The sequence below is a fragment of the Flagellimonas abyssi genome, assembly GCF_019457905.1.
Taxonomy (GTDB): domain Bacteria; phylum Bacteroidota; class Bacteroidia; order Flavobacteriales; family Flavobacteriaceae; genus Flagellimonas; species Flagellimonas abyssi.
In genome coordinates this window covers 41,483-62,254 of record NZ_JAHZSV010000024.1, presented here as the reverse complement: position 1 = coordinate 62,254, position 20,772 = coordinate 41,483, and the positions used below count along the sequence as shown (strand labels likewise).

Genomic DNA, 20,772 nt, shown 5'->3' with positions numbered 1-20,772 from the left:
TCGCTCCAAATCCCCTTCCTTGATTTCAAGGGGTTTGGGCAATCCTTTTGGAATTTCAGGCTTTCGAAACTGCACTTTCCGGTCCTTCCCATCGGCAAAGACCACGAACTCCCCTTGTTTTAACCGAAAGAATACCTCTGCCCTGCGTTTGGAGACCTCCCGCTCCCCTTCTGTTATGCGTCGTTCTAGACTTAGTCCCGAGCTCTTACTCACACTACGGGTGGGCATCTTGACCAGTTCAAAGAACCGCTCATAATATCTTGCAGTATCGGGATCATTGACCTTCCCAAAGAACTGGTAGGACAGATTGGACAAAATGGCCTTACTAGCCTTTTCTCCATACATCATATCGTTCTGGACCTTATCCTGTAGCACATATACGCTCACAATATCATAACTCCGAAGGGTGGCCGGTATGCGGTGCATGTTCAACAATCGTAGGGTCGAAGCTTCTTCCAACAACATAAATGAAGGTCTTCGATTGCGTTGGCTCAACTGTTTGGATATTGTATGGGTAATGGTGGCAATCACCGGGGAAAGCGAAGCATCCTTTTGGGGATTATTCACCAAGGCTATGACCGAGGGATTCTCCCCATTATTGATATCCAGTGGAATCTCATCGGCCGATAATACCAAAAAAATCTTTCGGGTACTGATCTTTTTGATGGCATTGGCCAAAGTACTCATGACCCCAGCGGTCTGTCGTTCCGAACCTACCCCACTGATAAAGGCATCCGCCATGGCCCTTGAGGTAAGATTCTCCCGTAAAAACTTGATCAAGCTTTTGGTCCCTAATTGTTGGTAGAGCGCCATCAGATGGGGCAGGGTACAGAAATCCGGATAGTCTGTCCTAAGCCGCCATATCAGCCCACTAATCAATCCCTCTGCCGCCTCCTTGAAGAAACGGGACGTACTGTTCTCGTCGGAGTCCCTGTGTTCCATTAGATTCTCCAAAAGTACCCGGGACACCTCATGGACACTTTCCTCATCAGGAAGGTAACGGGGCGCAATGGAATTGACCCGATGATAAATGGGTCCAAAAGACACGATCTTTAAGGGCACTTTTTGGTCCTTCCAAAGGGGGCAAGCCATTTCCGTGATCTCAAAATCCTTGTAATCGTGTATGACCCCTGAGAAACTTTCTTTTATAAAATGCTCCAAAAACCCATAGATCACACTTTCGGTCTTCCCACTCCCTGCGGAGGCCATCACGGACACGCCTCGACGAATGTTCCCCAGGACCAGGGACCTGCCATTGACCTTTAATTTGACCTCAAATACCTTGGAGGACTTTTTGTAATCCTTGTAATGATCAACCAGACCATAGATGACAGTATGTAAAAAGAATATAGGGAGCCAAAGGACCATTGACTGCTCCAACAGTACATCCCAACCCAAGGTCCATCCAATAGACAATATCAGGACAACAAGCCCCGCAACCACATACACAAACCCATACCGGAGATACCGATTGACCACAAATGAGATTCCTCCCCCGATTACCAAACCCACAACTGATTCAATCCATCCCATATTTTCCATATTCCAAAGTGTTTAAATTCCGATCGAACCTGATTCCAAAGCCTTTCCGATCCCTTTTTTGAGCTGCATCATCGCCTTATAGGCCAATTGTGCCTTGTTGACTGGTATGGTCGGTACCTTTACACCTGCCTTGAAGAGCAACTGTTTGGCCGCTTGCCGTTCATTCGTGGGCAAGCCCAATAATGCCGAAAAAAACCGTTTCGGATCCTTGTCCAAGAGGTTACGGGCATGGTAGGTCTCCACAAAATTTCTTTTGTACCCGAACTTTTTATCAAAGGTCTTTTCCGCTGCCCTAAAGAATTTATCCCGATCAAAGCCCTGTTTGACGGTCTGTCCATGGAGCGTGGTCTCGGAAGTTCGAAACTTGGAGCCCGGGGAAAGGCTATGGGTATTGGTCCTGTCCATCCGGCTGACGATGATATGGATATGGCTCTGGTGGCCCTCCTTGGCCATGCCAGGAACAATACGCTTACCGTTGAGTTGGTGTGGGGCCGCCCTTTCAAGGGCATTAATCTGTTCCCTGAACTTGGCAATTTCCCCTTGCTCCCGCCCTTCATTAATGGCCCTGACCCGGTGTTGCAGTTCCAAGATCTTGCTGGCATGGGCCTGGTTTTCTTTGACCTCACGGTCCTTTTCGGAATAGGTGCGTTCCCGCTCCAGTTTGGCAAAATAGAGGATGTCCTTGACGGTCACCTCGCGGTCCCGGTAAAAGGAGGCCGCATAGGCCTGCATGACTTCACGGGTGTATTGCCGTAGCTTTTCGGGGTCGTTTCCGATATGCTGGAGTTCCCTTTGGGAAGGGCTCACCACCAGGGAATAGAATTTGGGCTCCCGTTTCTTGAGCTTGGCCGTATTGGCGTCGATCTCGGCAATGACCCGCTCCGCATCGATGTTGTTCTCTTCCTGATTGAAATACCCTTCCTGTAGTTCCGGTTCCCTCCCTTCGTTCTCTTTTCCGAGATAATTGACAAAATCCCGGGCACTGCCCTTAAAATTGTCCCCCAGTTGTTGGCGTGTGATGGCGATGTACATACTTATTGTTTTTTAAGTTTTGTTCGGTATTTTTCAATGGCTTCGGGGTTCAAATCCAATTTGAGGTGGTCCTTCCCAAAGCGGTTGTGGTATACGCTCACATGGTCCAGCACATAGGCAAAATCCTCCTTGAGCTCTTCCATTTGCTCTGCCAGCCGGTCATAACGGATCTTGGGCACGGTGACCTCCCCATCAAAAGATTCCATCTCGTTGGATGGCTTGGCCTCGGTCAATTGCTGTTCGATAAAATCAAAATCGCTGTCCCATTCCTCATCATCGGATGCCAGCTCCTGCTCAAAGAGGGCTTGGATCATGCTCACCGTGGGCAGGGTCTGTTCCTTTTCGATACTGCGCATGATGGCAATCATGGCATTGAAGCGGCGTTTGATCAGGTATTTGAGGCTGGCGATCGTCTCGTGCATCCGCTCATCAGGGGAGATCCCGTTGTGCTCAAAAAACTCCACCATGGCCAAGAGGGTCATGGAATGGGATTTCCCTTGTCGTTTGGAAAAGCTCCTGAATTTCAAGGCCACCGATATCTTGATTCTCAATCCTGCAAACGTCTCTTTTTCGTATCCTTTATCCATTTTTCAACAAAAATTCCTTGGTTTTACTGGGCCGGGGCCATTTTTTCAACAAAAATCACTTGGACCCGAATCGCTTTGAATCTCCAAATGCCCATATACAGGGACCTTGCACAGCAATCATGATCGGTAGGACGCGCGAGCGTGCTACCCTCTTGCTTCTCCTTTTTGCGCCAGGGGCCCAAAAAGCATCGCACAAACCATCTAAAAAAGACCGCCGTCCCTTATCATATTTTACCCTATGGAGCACGGACTTTTGGAAAGTCAAATCAAGTTGGGATGCCGCGCAAACTTTGCTACGATGTAGCCTCTTAAATATACCCACATTCCTCTAGGTACAAAAATGCGTTCTGCGGGCAAATGGCATCATTTGCCCGCAGCATATATGAAACGGCCCTTTTTGGGTTTCCACAACGTCAGGAGTTCGCCGGCAACGCCAAAAAAAAGACCCTTTTTCAAGGGTCTTTTTCCAGTCAGTCCTCCGATGGGACAGTAGTGGTCTGTTCCCTGTAGTATTCATACCGAAATATCCAGAGATTGACCACCAGGGAGTAGGTTTTGTCCACCGTAGCATCCGCTGTCTTTTTGACAATGCTTTTCTTTGGGTGTTTCTTCGCTGGGATCTCCAATGACTTTTTTACAATTGCTTTCATAGTACATGATTTTAAATTATCAATTATTTGAGGGCATCCCCGCACTTCCAAAAATTTCAGCTCAAAAGGAAACGGAATAAATAGTGAGGTACGAACGGTTTATGCCGTAGTCTTTTGATGGGAACATTTTTGAAGGGCGAACTTGCGGTCAAATAAGGGATAGGTGATCTTTGGGGTTGACCTGCACTTTACAAACAAGAATTTCCCAAATTCGTATTTGGGTGTTCGACCCAACCAATATTAAGGGCATAAAAAAGCCCATCATAATGGATGGGCATGGATGGTTGGTTTAAGGGTTCACATATTGAATACAAAATCATAATTGTATAGATTTCGCATTGCCTCTTCTTCCAAAAGGGCATCATAATCCTTATCGTGGGTTTCTGCAAATTGGCGCAGTTCGGTCCCGGCACGGCTTTCCACATCTTCCTTGGATACGGAAAGCAAGCGTTCCTGGGTTTCGCCATCGAGGTTGGTAAAATTCAAATAGACCATAATTCAATGCTAAAGAAAATCATTGCTTACAAATCATAAAGGCTAGGGTTAAAACCATCGGGATAATCCCCAAGGTCATGTTGCAGTTCCGACCCTATTTCAAGACCGGTCATATCTGTATTCGCTTCCATGACCATTGGATTATAAGATTCCATTATCCGCAAAACTGTAGTATCGTCCATCAGGGGCAAGGATGATATGATCCAAAATCTTGACATCAAAAAGCTGTGCTGCCTCTTTGATCTTTTGGGTCAATTGTTTGTCCTGATAACTGGCCTTGAGTTGTCCAGACGGGTGGTTATGGGCAAGGATGATTCCCACGGAAAGGGTCTTTAGGGTAATGGCAAAAAGGATGCGCAAATCTACCAATGTTCCCGTTATGCCCCCATGGGATAAGGGATAAATGCCCTTGACCTTGTTGGACTGGTTGAGCAGCACGATCTTAAAGGTCTCATGTAGGCCTATGGTCTTGTTGTCCCAATTTTGGAACAATAGATTTGCCACCTCGTTGGAATTGGTCACGGAAAGGGATTTCAGGGTACTGAGCTTTTCCCGATAACTGATCTGTATTTCATTGACACGGTGTTCCATTTCAAATGTTTTACGGATGAAAAAAAAGGGATGCCCAAAAAGGTGGACACCCCTATCCATTTTACTCGGTGGTATTGTTATCACCACCACCCAAAAGCAGGATCTCACTGGCCACTACTTCGGTCACATACTTCTTATTGCCCTCTTTGTCCTCATAGGAGCGGGAGGTCAATTTCCCTTCAATGGCAACTTCCTTGCCCTTGGTCACGAACCCTTCGATGATGTCCGCCAGTTTTCCCCATGCGATGATGGTGTGCCATTCGGTGTTGGTCACCCGTTCCCCTTCGGAGTTCTTGTAATGTTCATTGGTGGCCATGGTGAACCGTGCCACACGTTTGCCTTTGTCAAGGTCTGTAATGGTAGGGTCTTGCCCCACGTTTCCGATAAGTTGCACTTTGTTTCTCAATGTACTCATGATAAAAAGTTTTAAAGGCCTGCCGTCCTCCTTAATTGGACAGATCAGCAAACAGGGTTAAAAATTTCCCTTCTATTTTTTTGGTCTTTGTTTCCCAAATTTTAAGGGGCGTTTGTTTGCTTCTTACGTGCGTAGCACAATAAAAGAAGGGGGTTCTGTCAAGGCTTTTGGACTGAAATCGGGAGGTTCCGCGACGTAGTAAAATCCTGGGATTTTCAAGGAAGTGGAAACCCTATTTATGGACAAAACCTGTCTTGGCCTTGACAGGTTCAATGAGGGCCCTAGGAATTCCATCCGACCCATTGGCAAGAGAGCGTACGGGAAGTTAAGCGACCGAAGGCAATGGTGTCCTGATTGGAAGTCCTTGGGCCCTGCCCTGTTTTTCGATGCCCCGAAAAACAACAAGGGCTTCTTTTATTATGGACCCCTTAAAATTTGATGGGCGGACGGACGGATTTGCGACCTTACAGGCAAAGCCCCAAGAAGGGTTTGCAAAGGAAGGACGCACCAAAAATCCGTTTGGACGACTTCCATATTGGCCGAATGACAATACAACAACTATTGCGATAGTAATGAGTCAGTAATCCTAGAACTTGGTTTCTTTTTAGTCTTTCTGGAACAGCTCTGCCTGATCGTTAGGGGAAGGTTCCTTCAACTTGGGCGTTGAAGTTTTCATACTGTCCTTTAAGGCCTTTCTTCGTTTCTCATAGATCCAGATCCGTAACCTTTTCAAAAGGCCCATCTCATATTCGGACAGTTGTTTTGGTGCCACTTCTTCCATGGCCTCCATCTGCTCTGTTTTTTTGAAGGTCTTGGCATACTGGAGCCCACACCAAGTGTAGATGTTCACCCATTCGCTGGGCATGGGAGATTCGAAGGTCCTGGGCATCATATAGGCCACAACCTCGGTCAAGGAAGCCATGTGTTCCCCACGCATCTGGGTCAACATCCGGGCCATGGTAATATTGTTTAAAAGGTCTTTGGGAACGGCATCCTGCCATTGGGATGGATACACAATGATGGGACTTTGCAATAGGTCCACAAAGTCAATGACAAAATCAGATTTATCCTTCTTAAGGGACTTAGGATTAGGGGTTGGATTCGGTGTTTTCGTTGGCTCCAGTTCAAAGCCAAAATCCAGTTGCACTACGTTTTGTTTTTCCATGATTTGCGTTTTAAATTGAACAATAGTGGCAGACCGCCAAACGCAAGGGAAAATTTTGGAGTGGGAAGGAAACGGAATAAATAGTGACAACGGCAACGGCTTTATGCCGTCCCTTGTCCGAGAAATATTTTCCGGGTTTATCTTTGGACAGTATTGATCGGAATAGCTTCTACACCCTATTATTTGGCCATCAGTGCACCCGTACTTACCTGCCTTGGGTCAGGTTTTAATGGTTGTTTGAGTGTGGTAACCACCTCCAGACTGAAATGCCCGAACTCTTCGGTCACTGTACCGTGGCACAGATAGATGCCCTTTCCATGAATGGGGGTGGATGCCATTGCTTGGGGAAAGTGGACACAGTCAAAAAAGTGACCTTCCAGATCGAGCATGGTGGTAAAGCGCATGGTGTCCCCTTTGGATGTGGTGTTCAGTCGAGTATGCACTAGGGAACCATAGATCCAGATCTTTTGGTTGACATGGGCCTCAAAATCACCGGCGGTCAACCGGCTCTTTATCTTGCCTTCCATGAGCTCATAATACCCGCACAACGGAAACCCCAAAAGTTCCATTTGGTCATAGGCATCCTCAATGGGATGGGAAGGCAGGTGCGGCAATGTAAAATGCCTGTGATTGGGTTTGAACAGCAGTTTCTGTATTGTTTCCTTTCGATGGGCCTTGGTCTTGAACACGGCCTGCCAAAGCACTTGCTTCTTGGGCACGCCAAAGCCCCGAAAGGCATCGATACGCACCAAGATGGTCAACTGTTCGATGGCAATCGGGACACGGTCGATAAAATCATCAAAATCCCGGAATTTGCCATGGAGCTGCCTTTCGTTGAGGATGCGTTGGATGACCAAGCGTTCCAGACTCCGAAGCTGTCCCAGTCCCAAATAGATGTGTTTCCCATAGATGGCATTGACATGGCCACTGCGGTTGATGCAGGGTGGATGGATGACCCCGCCCCACATCTTGGTCTCATGCACATAAAGTTCGGTATCATAGAACCCTCCCCCATTGTTGAGCACGGCCACCATAAACTCCAAGGGGAAGTAGCATTTCAGGTAAAGGCTCTGGTAGCTTTCCACGGCATAGGAAGCGGAATGTCCCTTGGCAAAGGCATAGCCCGCAAAGCTCTCGATCTGTTCCCAGACCATTTGGGTCAGGGCGACATCATGCCCCCGCTGCTTACAGTTTTCAAAAAACTTGAGTTTCACTGCCTGGAATTCCTCCCGGGAACGGAATTTTCCGCTCATCCCCCGTCGCAGCACATCGGCCTCTCCAAGGTCCAGACCTGCAAAAAGGTGTGCCACCTTTAGCACATCCTCTTGGTAGACCATGATCCCGTGGGTCTCCGGCATGATCTCCAACAGGATGGGATTGGCCTCCTTGCGGCGTTCCGGTTCACGTTCCCTACGGATGTATTCATCCTTCATCCCCGATGAAGATACCCCTGGACGGATCACGGAGCTGGCCGCAACCAGTCCAAGATAATCATGCGTCCGTAGCTTTTTCATCAGCCCTCGCATGGCCGGGGATTCCACATAGTAGGCCCCAATGGCCCTCCCCTGACTCAACAGTCGGTTGATGTTGACATCCTGCTTCATCGCCTCCACGCTCTTGATATCCCAAAGCACGGCATCGGGTTGGTTGCATTTGATGACTTCCACTGCCTCTTTGATCTTGGCCAATCCCCGTTGCCCCAAAATATCGAACTTGAACAGGCCCACATCCTCTGCAATGATCATATCAAACTGCACCGTCGGGAACCCTTTGGGTGGTAGTGTCGTGGCCGAATAGTAATGCTCGGAACGGTCCAAGATCAGGATCCCCGAGGAATGCACACTGATGTAATTGGGCATCCCATGGATATAGGTGGCGTATTTGAGCACCAATCGGGCCAGTTCGTCCAAGGCTCCCTGCTCGTACCGACCTGCACTGAGCCTATCGATTTCCTCGGTGGGCAGACCGAACACCTTGCCCAGTTCCCGAACGGCAGCCCTATACTTAAAAGTGTTGTAGGTACCCAAAAGGGCCACATGCTCGAAGCGTTTGAAGATATAGGCAGTGACATCGTCCCGGTCCCAAGTGGAGAAATCAATGTCAAAATCCGGGGGCGAGGCCCGAAAGGGATTGATGAACCGTTCGAAATACAGGTCCAGTTCAATGGGGTCCACATCGGTGATCCCGATCAGGTAGGCCACTAGACTGTTGGCCCCGCTCCCCCTGCCCACATAGGGGTAACCCTTGGACTTGGCATAGGAGACAATGTCATGGTTGATCAAAAAATAGGACACAAAATCCAGTTCTTGGATGGTCTTCAGTTCCCGGAACATACGTTCCCTGACCTTTTCCGTAGGATGCGCATAACGTCGGGGCAACCCTTCCAAGGCCAGTTCCCGCAACCGTTCCACATCCATTGCTTTGGACGCCAAAAAACGGGACTGGTTCTGGGAAATTCTATGGCTTCCAAACCCAAAGGCAATGGAACAGGAATCCATCAACCGCTGTGTATTCTCCCAGATATGCGGAAAATCAACCAAAGCTTTTTTCAATTCCTCCATGGGCCGGAGGGTATCGGTAGGTCTGGCCTCTTCGGACTGTGGGAGTTTGCTCAATAGTGTGTTCAAGCCTATGGCCCGAAGCAACCGATGGGTATTGAAATCCTTTTTGCTGCGAAAGCTCACGGGCTGCAACAACACCAATCTATCGGTATACTCCCGATACTTGGAGAACCGTAATTTCCGAAGCTCATCCATGGATACCCCTATGTATTCATAGGCCCGGAAGTCCGTTCGTTCCTCTTCCTGTATCTTCTCGAAGGGATAGATGACATGGACATGTTCAAAAATTGGAGCCACTGCTGGAATAGGTGTCCCTTTGTGCAGGTGCTGGGAAAGAAAGGCATTGATTTCCCGAAACCCCTCATTGTTTTGGGCCAGTCCCACAAATACCTGTACGTTCCCGTTCCGAAAATCAATCCCAAGAATGGGACGTATCCCCTGCTCATTGGCCAGTCGCACAAAGTTCATGCCTGCTGAACTGTTGTTGATGTCGGTCAGGGCCAAGGTTTCCACCCCATGGGCACGGGCCAATTCCAAAAGCTCGGTTTCGGAGAGCACCCCGTAGTTCAAGGAATAATATGTATGACAGTTCAGGTACATGCTATTGTTGTCTATGTGCCAATAAGATGGGTGGTTGTCCGTCGAAGGGATTACCTCCCCTTCCTATACTGTGTGCCCCCATGGCCGAGGCACGCATCAGACTGGATTCCCCAAATCGATTCCGCACCCGGTCCATGGCCTGATAGAGGTTGAGCAGTTTTTCATCATCAGCGAAGAGGTCGATTTGATAGTGGCCCCCTACAATATGGCTGTAGTTGACTCCGACCAGGCGGATCAGCATCCTTCGGTCATAAAGGGAGGTAAAGAGTTCCTTTACCAAGGGTACCAATACATGGTCCGCAGAAGTATAGGGAACCCGTTTCTGCTTGGTGTAGGTCTTAAAGTCACTATATCGAATCTTCACACTCACACAGCCCGTCATCTTATTGGCCCGACGCAATTGGTAGGCCAGGTTCTCCGCCATGGCGAACAAGGTGGTCTCCAATTTGACCATATCGGTGGTGTCCTTCCCATAGGTACGTTCCGTGGAAATGGATTTCCGCTCATGGAACGGGACCAAGGGGGAATTGTCCAACCCTTGGGCCCGCATCCAAATGGTACGTCCGTGCAGGCCAAAGGCACTTTCCAACATCTCCAAGGGCAGTTCCTGCACCGTCTGTATGGTGGTCACCCCCATATTGGACAAAAGCCCATAGGTCTTCTCCCCCACCGAGGGCAGTTTACGGATGTGCAGGGGCGCCAAGAACTCCTTTTCCAATCCAAGGTCGATCTTCATCTGGTTATTGGGCTTAGCCTCCCCAGTAGCCACTTTGGAGACCACTTTGTTCTGGGAGAGTCCGAAGGAAATCGGCAATCCCGTTTCCCTTAAAATCCGTTGCCGCATTTCCGAGGCGTACTTATAGCAACCAAAGAAGCGGTCCATACCCGAAAGGTCCGCATAGAACTCGTCCACACTGGCCTTTTCAAAGACAGGCACGCTTTCCTTGATGATCTCGGTCACGTTGTCCGAGAACTTCATATAGGTCCCCGCATTCCCCTTGATGACGGTGGCCTCAGGACACAACCTCCGGGCCACTTTCATGGACATCCCTGAATGCACCCCAAAACGCCGGGTCTCATAGCTACAGGCCGCGACCACCCCTCTATCCCCCAACCCACCGACCAAGAGGGGCCGCTTCATCAGACGGCTGTCCAGCAGCCGTTCACAGGAGACGAAGAAGGTATCCAGATCGAGATGGAGAATGGTGGGCTTCATAAAAATTATTGGATATATTCCTATATATTGGAAAATATCCAAATGTAAGCAAAGCGATAAACTGTTTCAAAATTTTAACAATTATGACTATCTTAATGCTATATAAAAGCAACCTCAAGATGTGCTATTCGACCAGACAGACCCGCGAGCGGAAGGAACTGGAGAAATTGCTCTCCGTCAAGGCCATGTACGGCGATCTCGACACCGACCTGGAACTCATCTATTTCCATGCTAACGGCTGGAGCCACCCGGTGATGTGGACCTTGGGCCAGGAAGAGCCCAACAATATGCTCCCTGCCATGTGGGGCATTATGCCCCCTAAGGAAAAACAGGAAAATTATACGGAGTATTTCAAGAACCCCAAGACCTTTGGGGGATTGAACGCCAAATCGGAAAGCCTCTTTGACCACTTTATGTACCGCTACTGTTGGGAGAACCAGCGGTGCATCATTCCCGTGGATGGTTTCTTCGAACCACACAATACGAAAGTGAAGGTCAAGGGCAAGGATTTTAAGGTTCCCTTTTACTTCCATAGAAAGAACGGCGACCCCATATACCTAGCGGGCATCTATACCAACACCCTTGATGGTAGAAGGACTTTTGCCGTGCTCACCAAGGACGCCACCCCCATGTTCGCCGAGATCCACAACGAAAAGAAACGACGTCCGGTCATCATTGATGACGAAAACTTGGATGCTTGGTTACATAACGGCAACAATGAATCCGACGTTCAAGATCTCATTGATGACGATTTATGGGAAGGCAATCTCGAAGCCTATCCCATCACCAAGGATCTATACAGCAGAAGTGTGGATTCCAATTATCCCGGTATCATAGACAAAGTGGATTACGAAGAAGTGTCCATTTCCTATGGTTTACCATAAAAAAAGAGGGGCCTGTTGCCAGACCCCTCCCGTAATCCAAACTAGTCTTCCAAAGCCTTGGCCTGCTGTTCCAATGCAGTGACCCTTTCCTTGATCCTTGTTTCACGCTTTTGACGATTTTCCGCATAAGTGTCCTCAATCGCCGAGATCTTGTCCTTGTAGAAGGATTGCATTGCGACATAAAAGGATTGATTGGTAAGGTCATTGGTGTGATTGCTCTCCCCGAGGTGCACCTGACGGGTCAACAGGAACCGGAGCAGTTTGTACAACGTCTCTTTCTTGAAGTTTTCTTTGAACCGGGCCACCAGCTCTTCTCTGGACAATTGGTCATCATCCCCAAGGAAATCCCCAAAGTGTTCCCTTTGGTCATGCCAGCCCAGATTGTTCTCGAACAGTGAGATGGAAATCGCCACCATCTCGTCCGTGGACAACGGTTTTTTACGATTGATATAATCGGTATCTCGGACCATATCCACGACCTCCTTGAACTGGTTGTTGTTCTCGATCTGCTTTTTCCGAAGTTCCCGAGCATTGATCTTGATGATCTGTTCCTCTGGGGTACACTCGGCCATCTTACGTTTCTCCAAGGACTTGGCACCTGGACTTTCCTCACTGGTTTCTTCCCTGACCCTTACAAAAATGACCTGTGTCAAGTAGGTATCCGTTTCCAGAAGGATACCCTTTTCAAACCCATGATCGATGGCATTGTCCCATGCCTCCTTTTCCTCAGTAAAGGATTCTAAAGCCTCATTCAGGAATTCAGTCAATTCTTCCTCTGTGTATTCATAGTGTCGGTGCTCCTCTGTAATGCTTTCCATGGTAGGCTCAACAGGCTCCTTTAAAATGTCCAGCTCATTGGTCAAATGTACCTCAAGGCCCACTTTTTCCATTTGGGCCATGACCCATTGGTTGCGTTCCTCATCCACCCAGTATTTGCTGATGTTGGGTACAAGTCTCAAACCCTGCTTTTTCACTCTTTTCAAGAGTTGCATAAAGGTCTTGGTCTTTTTGGTCTCAAAACAAGATGTCCGGGTACAGACCATCTTCCCTTCCCCGAATAGGTTCCCTTGGTTGGCGGCATTGAAGGGACAGACATCACAAGCCCCTGCCTTGGTCACCAAGGTATTATCCGTCACTTCAAAGCAGGCTTTGGTCAGGTCAAAGGTCCGGCTTTCTATCATCCGTTTGATTCGATGTTCTTGGTATTCTCCTTCCAGACTGTCAAACATCATCTGCTGTTCCTCGGGTTCAAAAAGCGCCACTGCCACCCCAAGGGAAATCGTCATATCCCCATTTCGGACAAAGGCCTTGAATCCCTCGATCAAACCTGCCAGTTTGATTCGCTGGCGGATATAGTTCTCGGAACGCCCCAAACGCTTTGCAATCTCACCAGGTTCGTAATGGTCCAACAGAAACTGTATGGCCTCGGCCTCCTCTGTGGGTTCCACATCCTTCCGTTGCAGGTTTTCGATGATCTGTACTTCCAGAACTTCCGTGTCGACATAGTCCCTTACCATGGCAGGGATAGTAGTCAATCCTGCCAATTTACTGGCACGGAACCGACGTTCCCCTATGACGATGGTAAATCCTTCATCCATTTTTCGTACCGTGATGGGCTGTAATACCCCATGTTCGGCAATGCTCTGTGCCAAATGATTCAGACTTTGCGCATCAAAGGTTTTTCGGGGTTGTTCCGGATCTGGCGAAACCGAACCGATTTCCAACATTTGTATCTGTGGAACGTTTTCCACTTTTCCAATCCCTTTTGCTTGTTTCGACTTAGAGGTTTGTCTTTTACCTCTTTTTTGTGTCACTCTTTGTTTTGTTTGTGTTTCCATGATTTTTGGATTTTGGTTAAACAATATTTAAGCGCAATACCAAGCGGAAGACAAAATTTTGAAGTGGCAAGGAAACGGAATAAATAGTGACATCGGCAACGGCTTTATGCCGTCCCTTGTCCGAGAAAATTGTGCGAGCTTAACTTTCGGGAATATTGGTTAAATAATAATTATCGCAGGAAAGTTAAGTTTTATACAACCCAATAATTGCCAGCAAAACCATTCATTGATAAAAAACCAATTTTCATCCTTTTGGAAATAAATGTTCATTGGGTAAAACAAAGTATATTTATCAGCTCCTTTTCATTGAGTAGAAACGCCGGACATAGTATACCCCCCTTAGCCGATGCAAAGTGAGTACCCTCAAAACCAACACGAAAATCTAATTTTCAATTCATTCAAACCAACTATTGATGGCTCAAATTTTCCGTTTTTGGTGGCCTTAACTATTCGGCTCATCCAGTATGAACTCTTCCAACCCAATTGTCGCAGCACAAAAGCTGTATTTAAAATATTCAGCAGGTAGCATGGATATGATATATCCAGTGTTTGATTGCCATCGGAGGATCTCCGGATTTGGTAAAAGGAAAATACAGCCAATCCTGTTTTATATACACGAATTGATTTACATTCGGGCGGTAAGTGCCTTGATGATGCGGTTTTTAGGAAAGAATTCCCTTAATATTACTTTCAGAACAGTATACCCAGGAACGGCACCTATCATCCCCACTACACCAAAAAGCAGCCCTGCTATTATAATTATCAAAAAAATTTCCAAGGGATGCGATTTGACACTGTTGGCAAATATAAATGGCTGAGAGAAAAAATTATCTATGAATTGGCCTATGCCCACCCCAATGGCAACATACCCTAATTTCGGGAGAATCTCTGAACCAAAATCTAAATCAACATTGCTGGTAACGGTAAACACCATCATAAAAACGGCACCAATGATCGGGCCAACATAAGGTATAATATTGAACAATGCGCAGAGAAAAGCTATAGCAAGTGGGTGCTCAATCCCTATAATTGTGAGTGTGGCCGCATAAATGGCAAATAATATCAGCATTTGGACCAAAAGGCCTATAAAATATCTGGACAATAGGCTTTTGGTGACATTAAAAGAATTTATAAGGCGAGGTCTATGGTCTTCCCTAAACATACTTACCAACGTATCTTGAATGATATCGGTGTCTTTTAAAAGAAAAAAAGTGATGAAAATTATAGAAAAAAGACTAACACTCATTGTTCCAATAATTTCAAAAAAAGAATCCAGAAAACGCCTCAGGAAACCAGTTTCTATTTCCTTTTTTACAGATTCCTCGATATTTACATCCTCTACAATTTCCTCCACGATTTTTTTTGAAGCTCCAAAGGAGTTTGAAAGTTCATGAAAAAAAAGATCCAGCTCGGCCTGCATATTTCTTAAATTCAGAAGTGCCAGCTTTTCTCCTTGTTCCGATACCAATGGAACAAATAGAAAAAGTAACCCAATAAGCAAGGAAAAGAGAAGAAATATGGTGATGCATACAGCAAGAGTTTTGGGAAACCGTAGCCTAATCTGCAAAAATAGCACCAGTGGTCTACCGATTAACGCAAAAATAATGGCGCACACAATGTAAGCGATTACGGCTCGAATCAAATACAAAAAATAAAGCAGTAAAAAAGTACCGCTTATAAGCAGGAAGGAACTATAGAGTCCTTTTGCGATTTTTCTAGCTTTCATCGCACCGATACATTGTATTTAGTTATTAATTATAAACCTATTATATTAAAAACCGATTCGTATTTTTGTTTGTCATTCATGACGTGATTTTAAAAGAATATCTGTCCAACTAACAAAAATGAAAATTCTCCAACGAACTCATTATCTGAAAAAAACTAAAAGTTAGCTCAAAAACGATAAATTGGATAATCTTACTTCCTATAAAACAATAACATCTGGGGTCTTTTGACCTGTTACAAGATTTTTAATATGGCTTTCCATTAAGGATTGGGCGAGGTTCTTGGGTCTTTGGCAAATAGGGCCATTAGGTTGAAAAGTAGAATGCAAAAAAACACCCAGATTGCTCCGGCAATGAACCCTCCAAGAATATCTGAAGGAAAATGCACGCCTAAATATATACGGCTGATTCCAATACTTAGTATAATTAGAATACAAAGTGCAATCGCTATGGACTTTAATAGTTTTTTCATCGTAAAAGTGTAAAACAAATAAATTAAAAATCCATAGAAAGCCATGGCACTCATCGCGTGACCACTCGGATAACTCAAAGTTTCAACCGAAACAAGATGTTCTATCCCAGGCCTTGCCCTGTCAATGGCCCTTTTTAATATTATATTGGAAATGGATGCCAGTGCAAGTACAAATGCAACTTGGGCAATATGCTTCCACCGCTTGTAAATGAAAGCCGAAATAAGTACGGCCAGTGCAAGTACTATTAGGTAGCCTTTCACATCCCCTAAGTGAGTCATAAATAAAAAATAGTTGGTCAACTTGCTATTACGAAACGAGAGTACATAATTTGTTACCTTTTGGTCATATGTCGCCAACGTATCCGTGGTTAACGTATCCGTGAGTTCAATAAACAAATTGATTCCGAGAATCACTATGATAAAGGCAACGCCCACGGTTATGATATATGGTAATTTTCCATCGTACCTTTTAAGCTGATGGGATAAAAAGCCTCTTATTTTGTTTATAAGATTCCTTAAAAGTTGTTTCATATTGCTTTTAATTGGGAACGCCAATTTCTTATTTTACCCAATAGCCAAAATATAGGTTTTTAAAAAATGGCATCCACAATGTGTTTTGGTACTGTGGTGTGCACTTACATGTTTTCATTGGGGTTATGTCCAATGAATGGGACAGTCCTTAAAAGTGCCAACTATCGGGCCAGAGCCACATGATCAATAAGCCGGCAATTATTGAAATTCCAAAAGCAATGCCAATCTATTTCATCAATTGTTTTGTTCCAAGTATTGCTGCCATCACCCCTTTGAACATAAGGTTTGATAATGAAGCCAAAAGAATCAAGCGCCATCCCGTGCTAGTTTTTAGACCTTCATTTTTCATGAGCTGTGAAAGTGAAAGGGTTATGGCATCAACATCGGTAAGACCGCTAATAATTGCAACCACATACAAGGCCCCACTACCGAATTCTTCCTTTGTAAATGCAACCGCCAAAAGTATCAACCCATAGAGCAGACCAAAAATCAGGGCACTCTTAAATTGAGCTGGATTATCAGGTTCTGGCATTTTGTCATCACTTTCCTTATTTATTTTGTAAAACAGGCCAACACAAATTGCAACCATTACAACAAACTCAACAGTTAAGGGAAGCATTATTTGTGATAACTTTTGGGGAATAATGACACCCACCTCCACCATCACACGCACCAAGGCAATGGCGGATGCCGTGGTGATAATAAACGCCGCCATCTTGTCTATGGATTGCGTATCCTTTGTTTTTCTGGCAAAACTCACCGTTGTTGCGGTGCTGCTGATTAACCCTCCTAATACCCCATTGGAAATTATACCTGTCTTTTTACCAACAAATTTGTAAATAAAATAACCAATTACACTAATACCTACGATCAATACGACCATTAGCCAGATATTATAGGGATTCAGCACATCTAAGGGCCCGTAGGTCGTATTGGGCAAAATGGGCAAAATTACCAGTGAAATGCCGGCAAAGGTCATAATAGCCTTTAGGTCCTTGTTGTTCAAACGTTCAATAAAATCGTGCAAATATTCCTTTACATAGAGAAGAACTGCCAAAGCCCCACCTACAATGATACCGATAACCCTGTCACCCATTACCATATGTGCACAAATCGCATACATTAACAATGCGGCAATTTCAGTCGTTTGACCGACATCCGGGTCATCAAATTTTTTAAGCTTAATGACATTTGCAACGACCAGTAGGGCAACAATTGCAATACCGAAAACAGGAAGAATAAATGGATTATCAAAATCACGGGCCAAAAAACCACTGACAGTACCCAAAATGGCAAGCAGCGTAAAAGTACGTACCCCTGCCATTTTGCTATCGGTGTGTTGACGTTGCAGTCCAACTAAAAGTCCGAGACCGAAGGCTATGCCCAATGTTGTAATATCTTTATAATCCATTTATCATCAAGGTTATTCGTATTCAAATATAATGAGATCAACTTTCAAGTACCCACTAATACATTTGCCATTCTGCTGCCGATCGAGGTTGATTTTATCATTTGTCCATTCAAACAATTAATTCAAAACAATAAAGCGTGTCGACTACAACATCCTTTCCAAAAGCAAAGTGGCCACAGCCCAAAGTATCAGCGACAGTATACCGCCAATGATAAAAAAGTGTTTAAACCTATAGTTACCGATACGGTACACAGGGGTATTGGTTTGATAGCCTACCAGCAATCTTTTCAACCGGATAACACCTGCAATGCAAAAAGGATCAAAGTGGTCAGCAATACAAGAAACACAAGCATGATTTCGGTAGTCATGAGCCAATCAGTTGGTCATGATTAAGGTAGAAATTGTTTGATGAAATTTGTGATTATAACTCAAATGGGGCATTTTTTTATTCTTTTAAGCTAATTTTTACAGCTTAACGGAAACTACTATCTCAAATCTTTACATAAAAAGGTATTTTACAAATTCCAAAACGGGTATACAAAATAAATATGAAACTCATGATAACATTAATAATTGAAGTTCAAAAGACTCTTTTTTTAGAAGTGTATTTGGGGCACCTGTCAAAGAGCCATAAAAAAGGTTAAGAATCTAATTTAACCTGGAAATTTATCGAGTCAAAATCCGATTGTATTGGTATATCATTTTTTTGAACTCTGATGTAGTTTTCCGCTATAATTATAAATTTTAAAATATGGGGACCAAAAATCTTTTTAGCAACGAGGCAAAACAAAAAATAAAAGAACTGGCAGAAGATATCGATATTGCCATTATGGAAACCAATCTTGGGTCAAAGCCCTCGCATACAATCCCAATGAGCACCAAGGAAGTGGACGATGAAGGGTGCATCTGGTTTTTGAGCAATAAAAATAGTGAACATAATTCCTATTTAAACTCAGATAAAAGCATTCAGTTGATTTATTCCAAACCAAGTGATATGGAGTTCATGACCGTATATGGACACGCATTTATCACCACGGATAGAACAGTCTTGGAAAAGTACTATGGGAAATCGGACGATACTTGGTTCGATGGCGTTGACGATCCTAACCTTACGGCAATAAAAGTAATTCCAGAGGATGCGCATTACTGGGATACCAGGCACGGAAAGTTCGCAAGTTTGTTGAAAATGGGCATCGGGGCCTTAACAGGAAAAAAGCAAGACTTGGGTGAAGAGGGCGATTTGGAATTGCATAGCCCAAAGTAAAATTTGAAAAAAGCCATCATTTTAGGAAAATTGTGGATGAGGAGAGGTATTGTTGAATGCATAAAAGAATAAAAGCACTATTGGTTAACAGTGCTCTTATGTTTATCCCATTTAACGCTCGTTGGGATGACCGAACCATCCAATTGTATGTTGTTATAAACCAGAAACAGGCACTGAAACTCTACAACCTGTCCCCTTTAAAAGGCGTTGATTGGTGGGCCAATTTCATTGGCCATACTATTGATCGGTTCTTTTCTGTCGGGGAACTCAGTGGTGATGAAGCCAAAGTACTGATAAAAAACTCACTTGAAGGACTTAGTATGCTTTGCAATACCATAATTTTGGCATCGGCGACCATTTTGACATTACTTCTCACATTGTTAGGTCTAAGCACAGGTTCAAAATTAAAATAAAAAACGACCGTCATGTACTTCAAATCGCCAAGTTTGACACAGCACTCTTTATTTCAGCATTGATCTCCTTTCACTATTCAATCTGCCAGTTACAGATTCAGATAATGTACCCAACAACTGGTTTGAAATGATTTACTATTCCCGTTTGGCGATTTCTAGCATCTTAAGTGCCGCCCTCATCATTGTAGCCTTAATGCTATACGATAAAGTGGTCAATATTATTAAAATAGTAGGTCTGGGAGATACAGACCACTATCTTGCCGCTAATGAGGAGGAAAATGATGGGAAAAAGAAAAGTGGGCAAAATGCCAGCCAATTGTTGTTGGGAAAATAAACATATAAAAAAAGGCTATTCAACTGCGGGCCACATCCTCCAATAAAAAATCCTCTACAGGTCGGTCATGCGCTTTATGAAGGACGGAAATATCACCGGTTGTCTCAAAAACAACCGCTTTAACTTCAGAAAGTTCCACAACATTGGCTTCCCTTAACTTAGCCCGTAAATCAGATTTCGCCACCCTACTTTTTTTCAGATTATCTTCCAAAATAAGCGAACCATCCATGAGCAAAAGAGGTTCGTTGTCCATTACTTTTTTAACTGTATCGCTGCGCCGTATGAAAGCTGCAAAGATTTGAAGCAGGTAGACTGCCACAGTTCCAACAATACCATCCATTAGGCTCACGGATTTCGATAAGATCGTGGAAGCGATGATTGACCCAATGGCAACGGTCATCGCGAAATCGAAACTTGACATTTTGGAAAAACTGCGCTTACCACATAAACGGGTCATTAAAATAACGACTAGGTAAATACCAGTGGCCGTGATCAAAATAGCAAAAAAGGCTTCCCATGAAAACTCGAACCAATCACTCATAATCAATATATTTAATGTTAATTCTTAAACGGTTGGTATTGGTCAATCCAATCAAAATATTATACTGTCCTTTACCTCTGCTTTTTACCCACATATCATCGGAATACAATCTGCAAAAAAAGCCTAAGGGTTCGTTGCAAGTTACCTTCAAGGGCAGATAGGTCTAAATTTTACAGGATGAATTTAATCCCCGTAAAAATAGAGCAGCCAGATAATTTTTTTTAATCGCATGAAATCTATCTTTAGTGCAAAAGGAATCTACACTTTTGATTAAATCCGATCCAGTAAGATCTAATGCCTCAGGTTTTTTATTGTCCTAACCTTGAATAAGAAAATTTCCCATTGTTTTAATTGCATTGACCAACTGGACAAACTACATTATTTCCCGTATCAGACAATTTTTAATCTTAAAAATTCAATAATTGACCCATTCCCTGTCTGGGTTTTTAAATAAACCTTGGACCAGTTATATTAGGGTAGAATATGTAAACGATTAGGAAAAGCCC

Annotated in this window: 20 protein-coding genes; 5 read left to right on the top strand and 15 right to left on the bottom strand. The window is 44.7% G+C overall.

Annotated elements, in window-relative coordinates:
• The 7 genes from K1F36_RS15170 to K1F36_RS15140 form a co-directional block, all read right to left on the bottom strand.
• Positions 1-1,542: type IV secretory system conjugative DNA transfer family protein (locus tag K1F36_RS15170; RefSeq protein ID WP_220114604.1), on the bottom strand; the 1,542-nt coding region annotated here is incomplete at its 3' end.
• A 12-nt stretch (positions 1,543-1,554) separates the two neighbouring features.
• Positions 1,555-2,574, bottom strand: a complete 1,020-nt coding sequence (gene mobB / locus K1F36_RS15165; protein WP_220114603.1) for a MobB family relaxase — start codon at positions 2,572-2,574, stop codon at positions 1,555-1,557.
• 2 nt (positions 2,575-2,576) lie between these two features.
• On the bottom strand, positions 2,577-3,161 hold the full coding sequence (locus K1F36_RS15160) for a BfmA/BtgA family mobilization protein (protein WP_220114602.1): 585 nt from the start codon (positions 3,159-3,161) through the stop codon (positions 2,577-2,579).
• Between the two features lie 470 nt (positions 3,162-3,631).
• On the bottom strand, positions 3,632-3,811 hold the full coding sequence (locus K1F36_RS15155) for a hypothetical protein (protein WP_220114601.1): 180 nt from the start codon (positions 3,809-3,811) through the stop codon (positions 3,632-3,634).
• A 297-nt stretch (positions 3,812-4,108) separates the two neighbouring features.
• Positions 4,109-4,306 (bottom strand): hypothetical protein, encoded by a 198-nt coding sequence (locus tag K1F36_RS15150; protein ID WP_220114600.1) that lies wholly within the window; start codon positions 4,304-4,306, stop codon positions 4,109-4,111.
• A gap of 141 nt (positions 4,307-4,447) precedes the next feature.
• Positions 4,448-4,897, bottom strand: a complete 450-nt coding sequence (locus K1F36_RS15145) for a JAB domain-containing protein (RefSeq protein WP_090294766.1) — start codon at positions 4,895-4,897, stop codon at positions 4,448-4,450.
• A 61-nt stretch (positions 4,898-4,958) separates the two neighbouring features.
• Positions 4,959-5,312 carry a single-stranded DNA-binding protein gene (locus K1F36_RS15140; protein WP_036385938.1) on the bottom strand — a complete coding sequence of 118 codons (354 nt, stop codon included), beginning with the start codon at positions 5,310-5,312 and terminating at the stop codon, positions 4,959-4,961.
• 238 nt (positions 5,313-5,550) lie between these two features.
• Between K1F36_RS15140 and K1F36_RS15135 the strand changes: the two genes are divergently transcribed.
• Positions 5,551-5,751 carry a hypothetical protein gene (locus K1F36_RS15135; protein WP_220114599.1) on the top strand — a complete coding sequence of 67 codons (201 nt, stop codon included), beginning with the start codon at positions 5,551-5,553 and terminating at the stop codon, positions 5,749-5,751.
• Between the two features lie 165 nt (positions 5,752-5,916).
• Here the strand turns inward: K1F36_RS15135 and K1F36_RS15130 are convergent, their stop codons facing one another.
• From K1F36_RS15130 to dinB, 3 genes are all read right to left on the bottom strand, one after another.
• A complete protein-coding gene (locus K1F36_RS15130) occupies positions 5,917-6,477 on the bottom strand; it encodes a hypothetical protein (RefSeq protein ID WP_220114598.1) in 561 nt (186 codons plus the stop codon).
• 179 nt (positions 6,478-6,656) lie between these two features.
• Positions 6,657-9,638: a DNA polymerase III subunit alpha gene (locus K1F36_RS15125; protein WP_220114597.1), complete on the bottom strand. Its 2,982-nt coding sequence runs from the start codon at positions 9,636-9,638 to the stop codon at positions 6,657-6,659.
• A 1-nt stretch (position 9,639) separates the two neighbouring features.
• Positions 9,640-10,854 carry a DNA polymerase IV gene (gene dinB / locus K1F36_RS15120; protein WP_220114596.1) on the bottom strand — a complete coding sequence of 405 codons (1,215 nt, stop codon included), beginning with the start codon at positions 10,852-10,854 and terminating at the stop codon, positions 9,640-9,642.
• A gap of 83 nt (positions 10,855-10,937) precedes the next feature.
• Here dinB and K1F36_RS15115 point away from each other — a divergent pair, with 83 nt between their 5' ends.
• Positions 10,938-11,738: an SOS response-associated peptidase gene (locus tag K1F36_RS15115; protein WP_220114595.1), complete on the top strand. Its 801-nt coding sequence runs from the start codon at positions 10,938-10,940 to the stop codon at positions 11,736-11,738.
• Between the two features lie 41 nt (positions 11,739-11,779).
• Here K1F36_RS15115 and K1F36_RS15110 read toward each other — a convergent pair whose 3' ends face one another.
• From K1F36_RS15110 to K1F36_RS15095, 4 genes are all read right to left on the bottom strand, one after another.
• Positions 11,780-13,576, bottom strand: coding sequence for a ParB/RepB/Spo0J family partition protein (locus K1F36_RS15110; RefSeq protein WP_220114594.1), 1,797 nt, complete (start codon positions 13,574-13,576; stop codon positions 11,780-11,782).
• Between the two features lie 625 nt (positions 13,577-14,201).
• On the bottom strand, positions 14,202-15,302 hold the full coding sequence (locus K1F36_RS15105) for an AI-2E family transporter (RefSeq protein WP_220114593.1): 1,101 nt from the start codon (positions 15,300-15,302) through the stop codon (positions 14,202-14,204).
• Between the two features lie 260 nt (positions 15,303-15,562).
• Positions 15,563-16,303 carry a phosphatase PAP2 family protein gene (locus tag K1F36_RS15100; RefSeq protein WP_220114592.1) on the bottom strand — a complete coding sequence of 247 codons (741 nt, stop codon included), beginning with the start codon at positions 16,301-16,303 and terminating at the stop codon, positions 15,563-15,565.
• A 226-nt stretch (positions 16,304-16,529) separates the two neighbouring features.
• On the bottom strand, positions 16,530-17,714 hold the full coding sequence (locus K1F36_RS15095; RefSeq protein ID WP_220114591.1) for an MgtC/SapB family protein: 1,185 nt from the start codon (positions 17,712-17,714) through the stop codon (positions 16,530-16,532).
• A 751-nt stretch (positions 17,715-18,465) separates the two neighbouring features.
• Here K1F36_RS15095 and K1F36_RS15090 point away from each other — a divergent pair.
• The 3 genes from K1F36_RS15090 (at position 18,466) to K1F36_RS20195 (ending at position 19,725) form a co-directional block, all read left to right on the top strand.
• A complete protein-coding gene (locus tag K1F36_RS15090; RefSeq protein WP_220114590.1) occupies positions 18,466-18,978 on the top strand; it encodes a pyridoxamine 5'-phosphate oxidase family protein in 513 nt (170 codons plus the stop codon).
• A 98-nt stretch (positions 18,979-19,076) separates the two neighbouring features.
• Positions 19,077-19,391, top strand: a complete 315-nt coding sequence (locus K1F36_RS20200) for a hypothetical protein (RefSeq protein ID WP_258539096.1) — start codon at positions 19,077-19,079, stop codon at positions 19,389-19,391.
• Positions 19,392-19,518: 127 nt separating this feature from the next.
• Positions 19,519-19,725 (top strand): hypothetical protein, encoded by a 207-nt coding sequence (locus K1F36_RS20195; RefSeq protein WP_258539095.1) that lies wholly within the window; start codon positions 19,519-19,521, stop codon positions 19,723-19,725.
• Positions 19,726-19,744: 19 nt separating this feature from the next.
• Here the strand turns inward: K1F36_RS20195 and K1F36_RS15080 are convergent, their stop codons facing one another.
• The gene (locus K1F36_RS15080; RefSeq protein ID WP_220114589.1) at positions 19,745-20,266 is read right to left on the bottom strand and encodes a DUF421 domain-containing protein; all 522 of its coding nucleotides are present in this window, start codon (positions 20,264-20,266) and stop codon (positions 19,745-19,747) included.
• Positions 20,267-20,772: the final 506 nt, after the last annotated feature.

Excerpts from the sequence above, each read along its gene's own strand:
- K1F36_RS15100 (WP_220114592.1), bottom strand. The coding sequence starts at position 16,303 with ATGAAACAACTTTTAAGGAATCTTATAAACAAAATAAGAGGCTTTTTA.
- K1F36_RS15130 (WP_220114598.1), bottom strand. The coding sequence starts at position 6,477 with ATGGAAAAACAAAACGTAGTGCAACTGGATTTTGGCTTTGAACTGGAG.
- K1F36_RS15140 (WP_036385938.1), bottom strand. The coding sequence starts at position 5,312 with ATGAGTACATTGAGAAACAAAGTGCAACTTATCGGAAACGTGGGGCAA.
- K1F36_RS15135 (WP_220114599.1), top strand. The coding sequence starts at position 5,551 with ATGGACAAAACCTGTCTTGGCCTTGACAGGTTCAATGAGGGCCCTAGG.
- K1F36_RS15105 (WP_220114593.1), bottom strand. The coding sequence starts at position 15,302 with ATGAAAGCTAGAAAAATCGCAAAAGGACTCTATAGTTCCTTCCTGCTT.
- K1F36_RS15095 (WP_220114591.1), bottom strand. The coding sequence starts at position 17,714 with ATGGATTATAAAGATATTACAACATTGGGCATAGCCTTCGGTCTCGGA.
- K1F36_RS20195 (WP_258539095.1), top strand. The coding sequence starts at position 19,519 with ATGATTTACTATTCCCGTTTGGCGATTTCTAGCATCTTAAGTGCCGCC.
- K1F36_RS15080 (WP_220114589.1), bottom strand. The coding sequence starts at position 20,266 with ATGAGTGATTGGTTCGAGTTTTCATGGGAAGCCTTTTTTGCTATTTTG.
- K1F36_RS15090 (WP_220114590.1), top strand. The coding sequence starts at position 18,466 with ATGGGGACCAAAAATCTTTTTAGCAACGAGGCAAAACAAAAAATAAAA.
- K1F36_RS15110 (WP_220114594.1), bottom strand. The coding sequence starts at position 13,576 with ATGGAAACACAAACAAAACAAAGAGTGACACAAAAAAGAGGTAAAAGA.
- K1F36_RS15150 (WP_220114600.1), bottom strand. The coding sequence starts at position 4,306 with ATGGTCTATTTGAATTTTACCAACCTCGATGGCGAAACCCAGGAACGC.
- K1F36_RS15145 (WP_090294766.1), bottom strand. The coding sequence starts at position 4,897 with ATGGAACACCGTGTCAATGAAATACAGATCAGTTATCGGGAAAAGCTC.
- K1F36_RS20200 (WP_258539096.1), top strand. The coding sequence starts at position 19,077 with ATGTTTATCCCATTTAACGCTCGTTGGGATGACCGAACCATCCAATTG.
- K1F36_RS15125 (WP_220114597.1), bottom strand. The coding sequence starts at position 9,638 with ATGTACCTGAACTGTCATACATATTATTCCTTGAACTACGGGGTGCTC.
- dinB (WP_220114596.1), bottom strand. The coding sequence starts at position 10,854 with ATGAAGCCCACCATTCTCCATCTCGATCTGGATACCTTCTTCGTCTCC.
- K1F36_RS15115 (WP_220114595.1), top strand. The coding sequence starts at position 10,938 with ATGACTATCTTAATGCTATATAAAAGCAACCTCAAGATGTGCTATTCG.
- K1F36_RS15160 (WP_220114602.1), bottom strand. The coding sequence starts at position 3,161 with ATGGATAAAGGATACGAAAAAGAGACGTTTGCAGGATTGAGAATCAAG.
- mobB (WP_220114603.1), bottom strand. The coding sequence starts at position 2,574 with ATGTACATCGCCATCACACGCCAACAACTGGGGGACAATTTTAAGGGC.
- K1F36_RS15155 (WP_220114601.1), bottom strand. The coding sequence starts at position 3,811 with ATGAAAGCAATTGTAAAAAAGTCATTGGAGATCCCAGCGAAGAAACAC.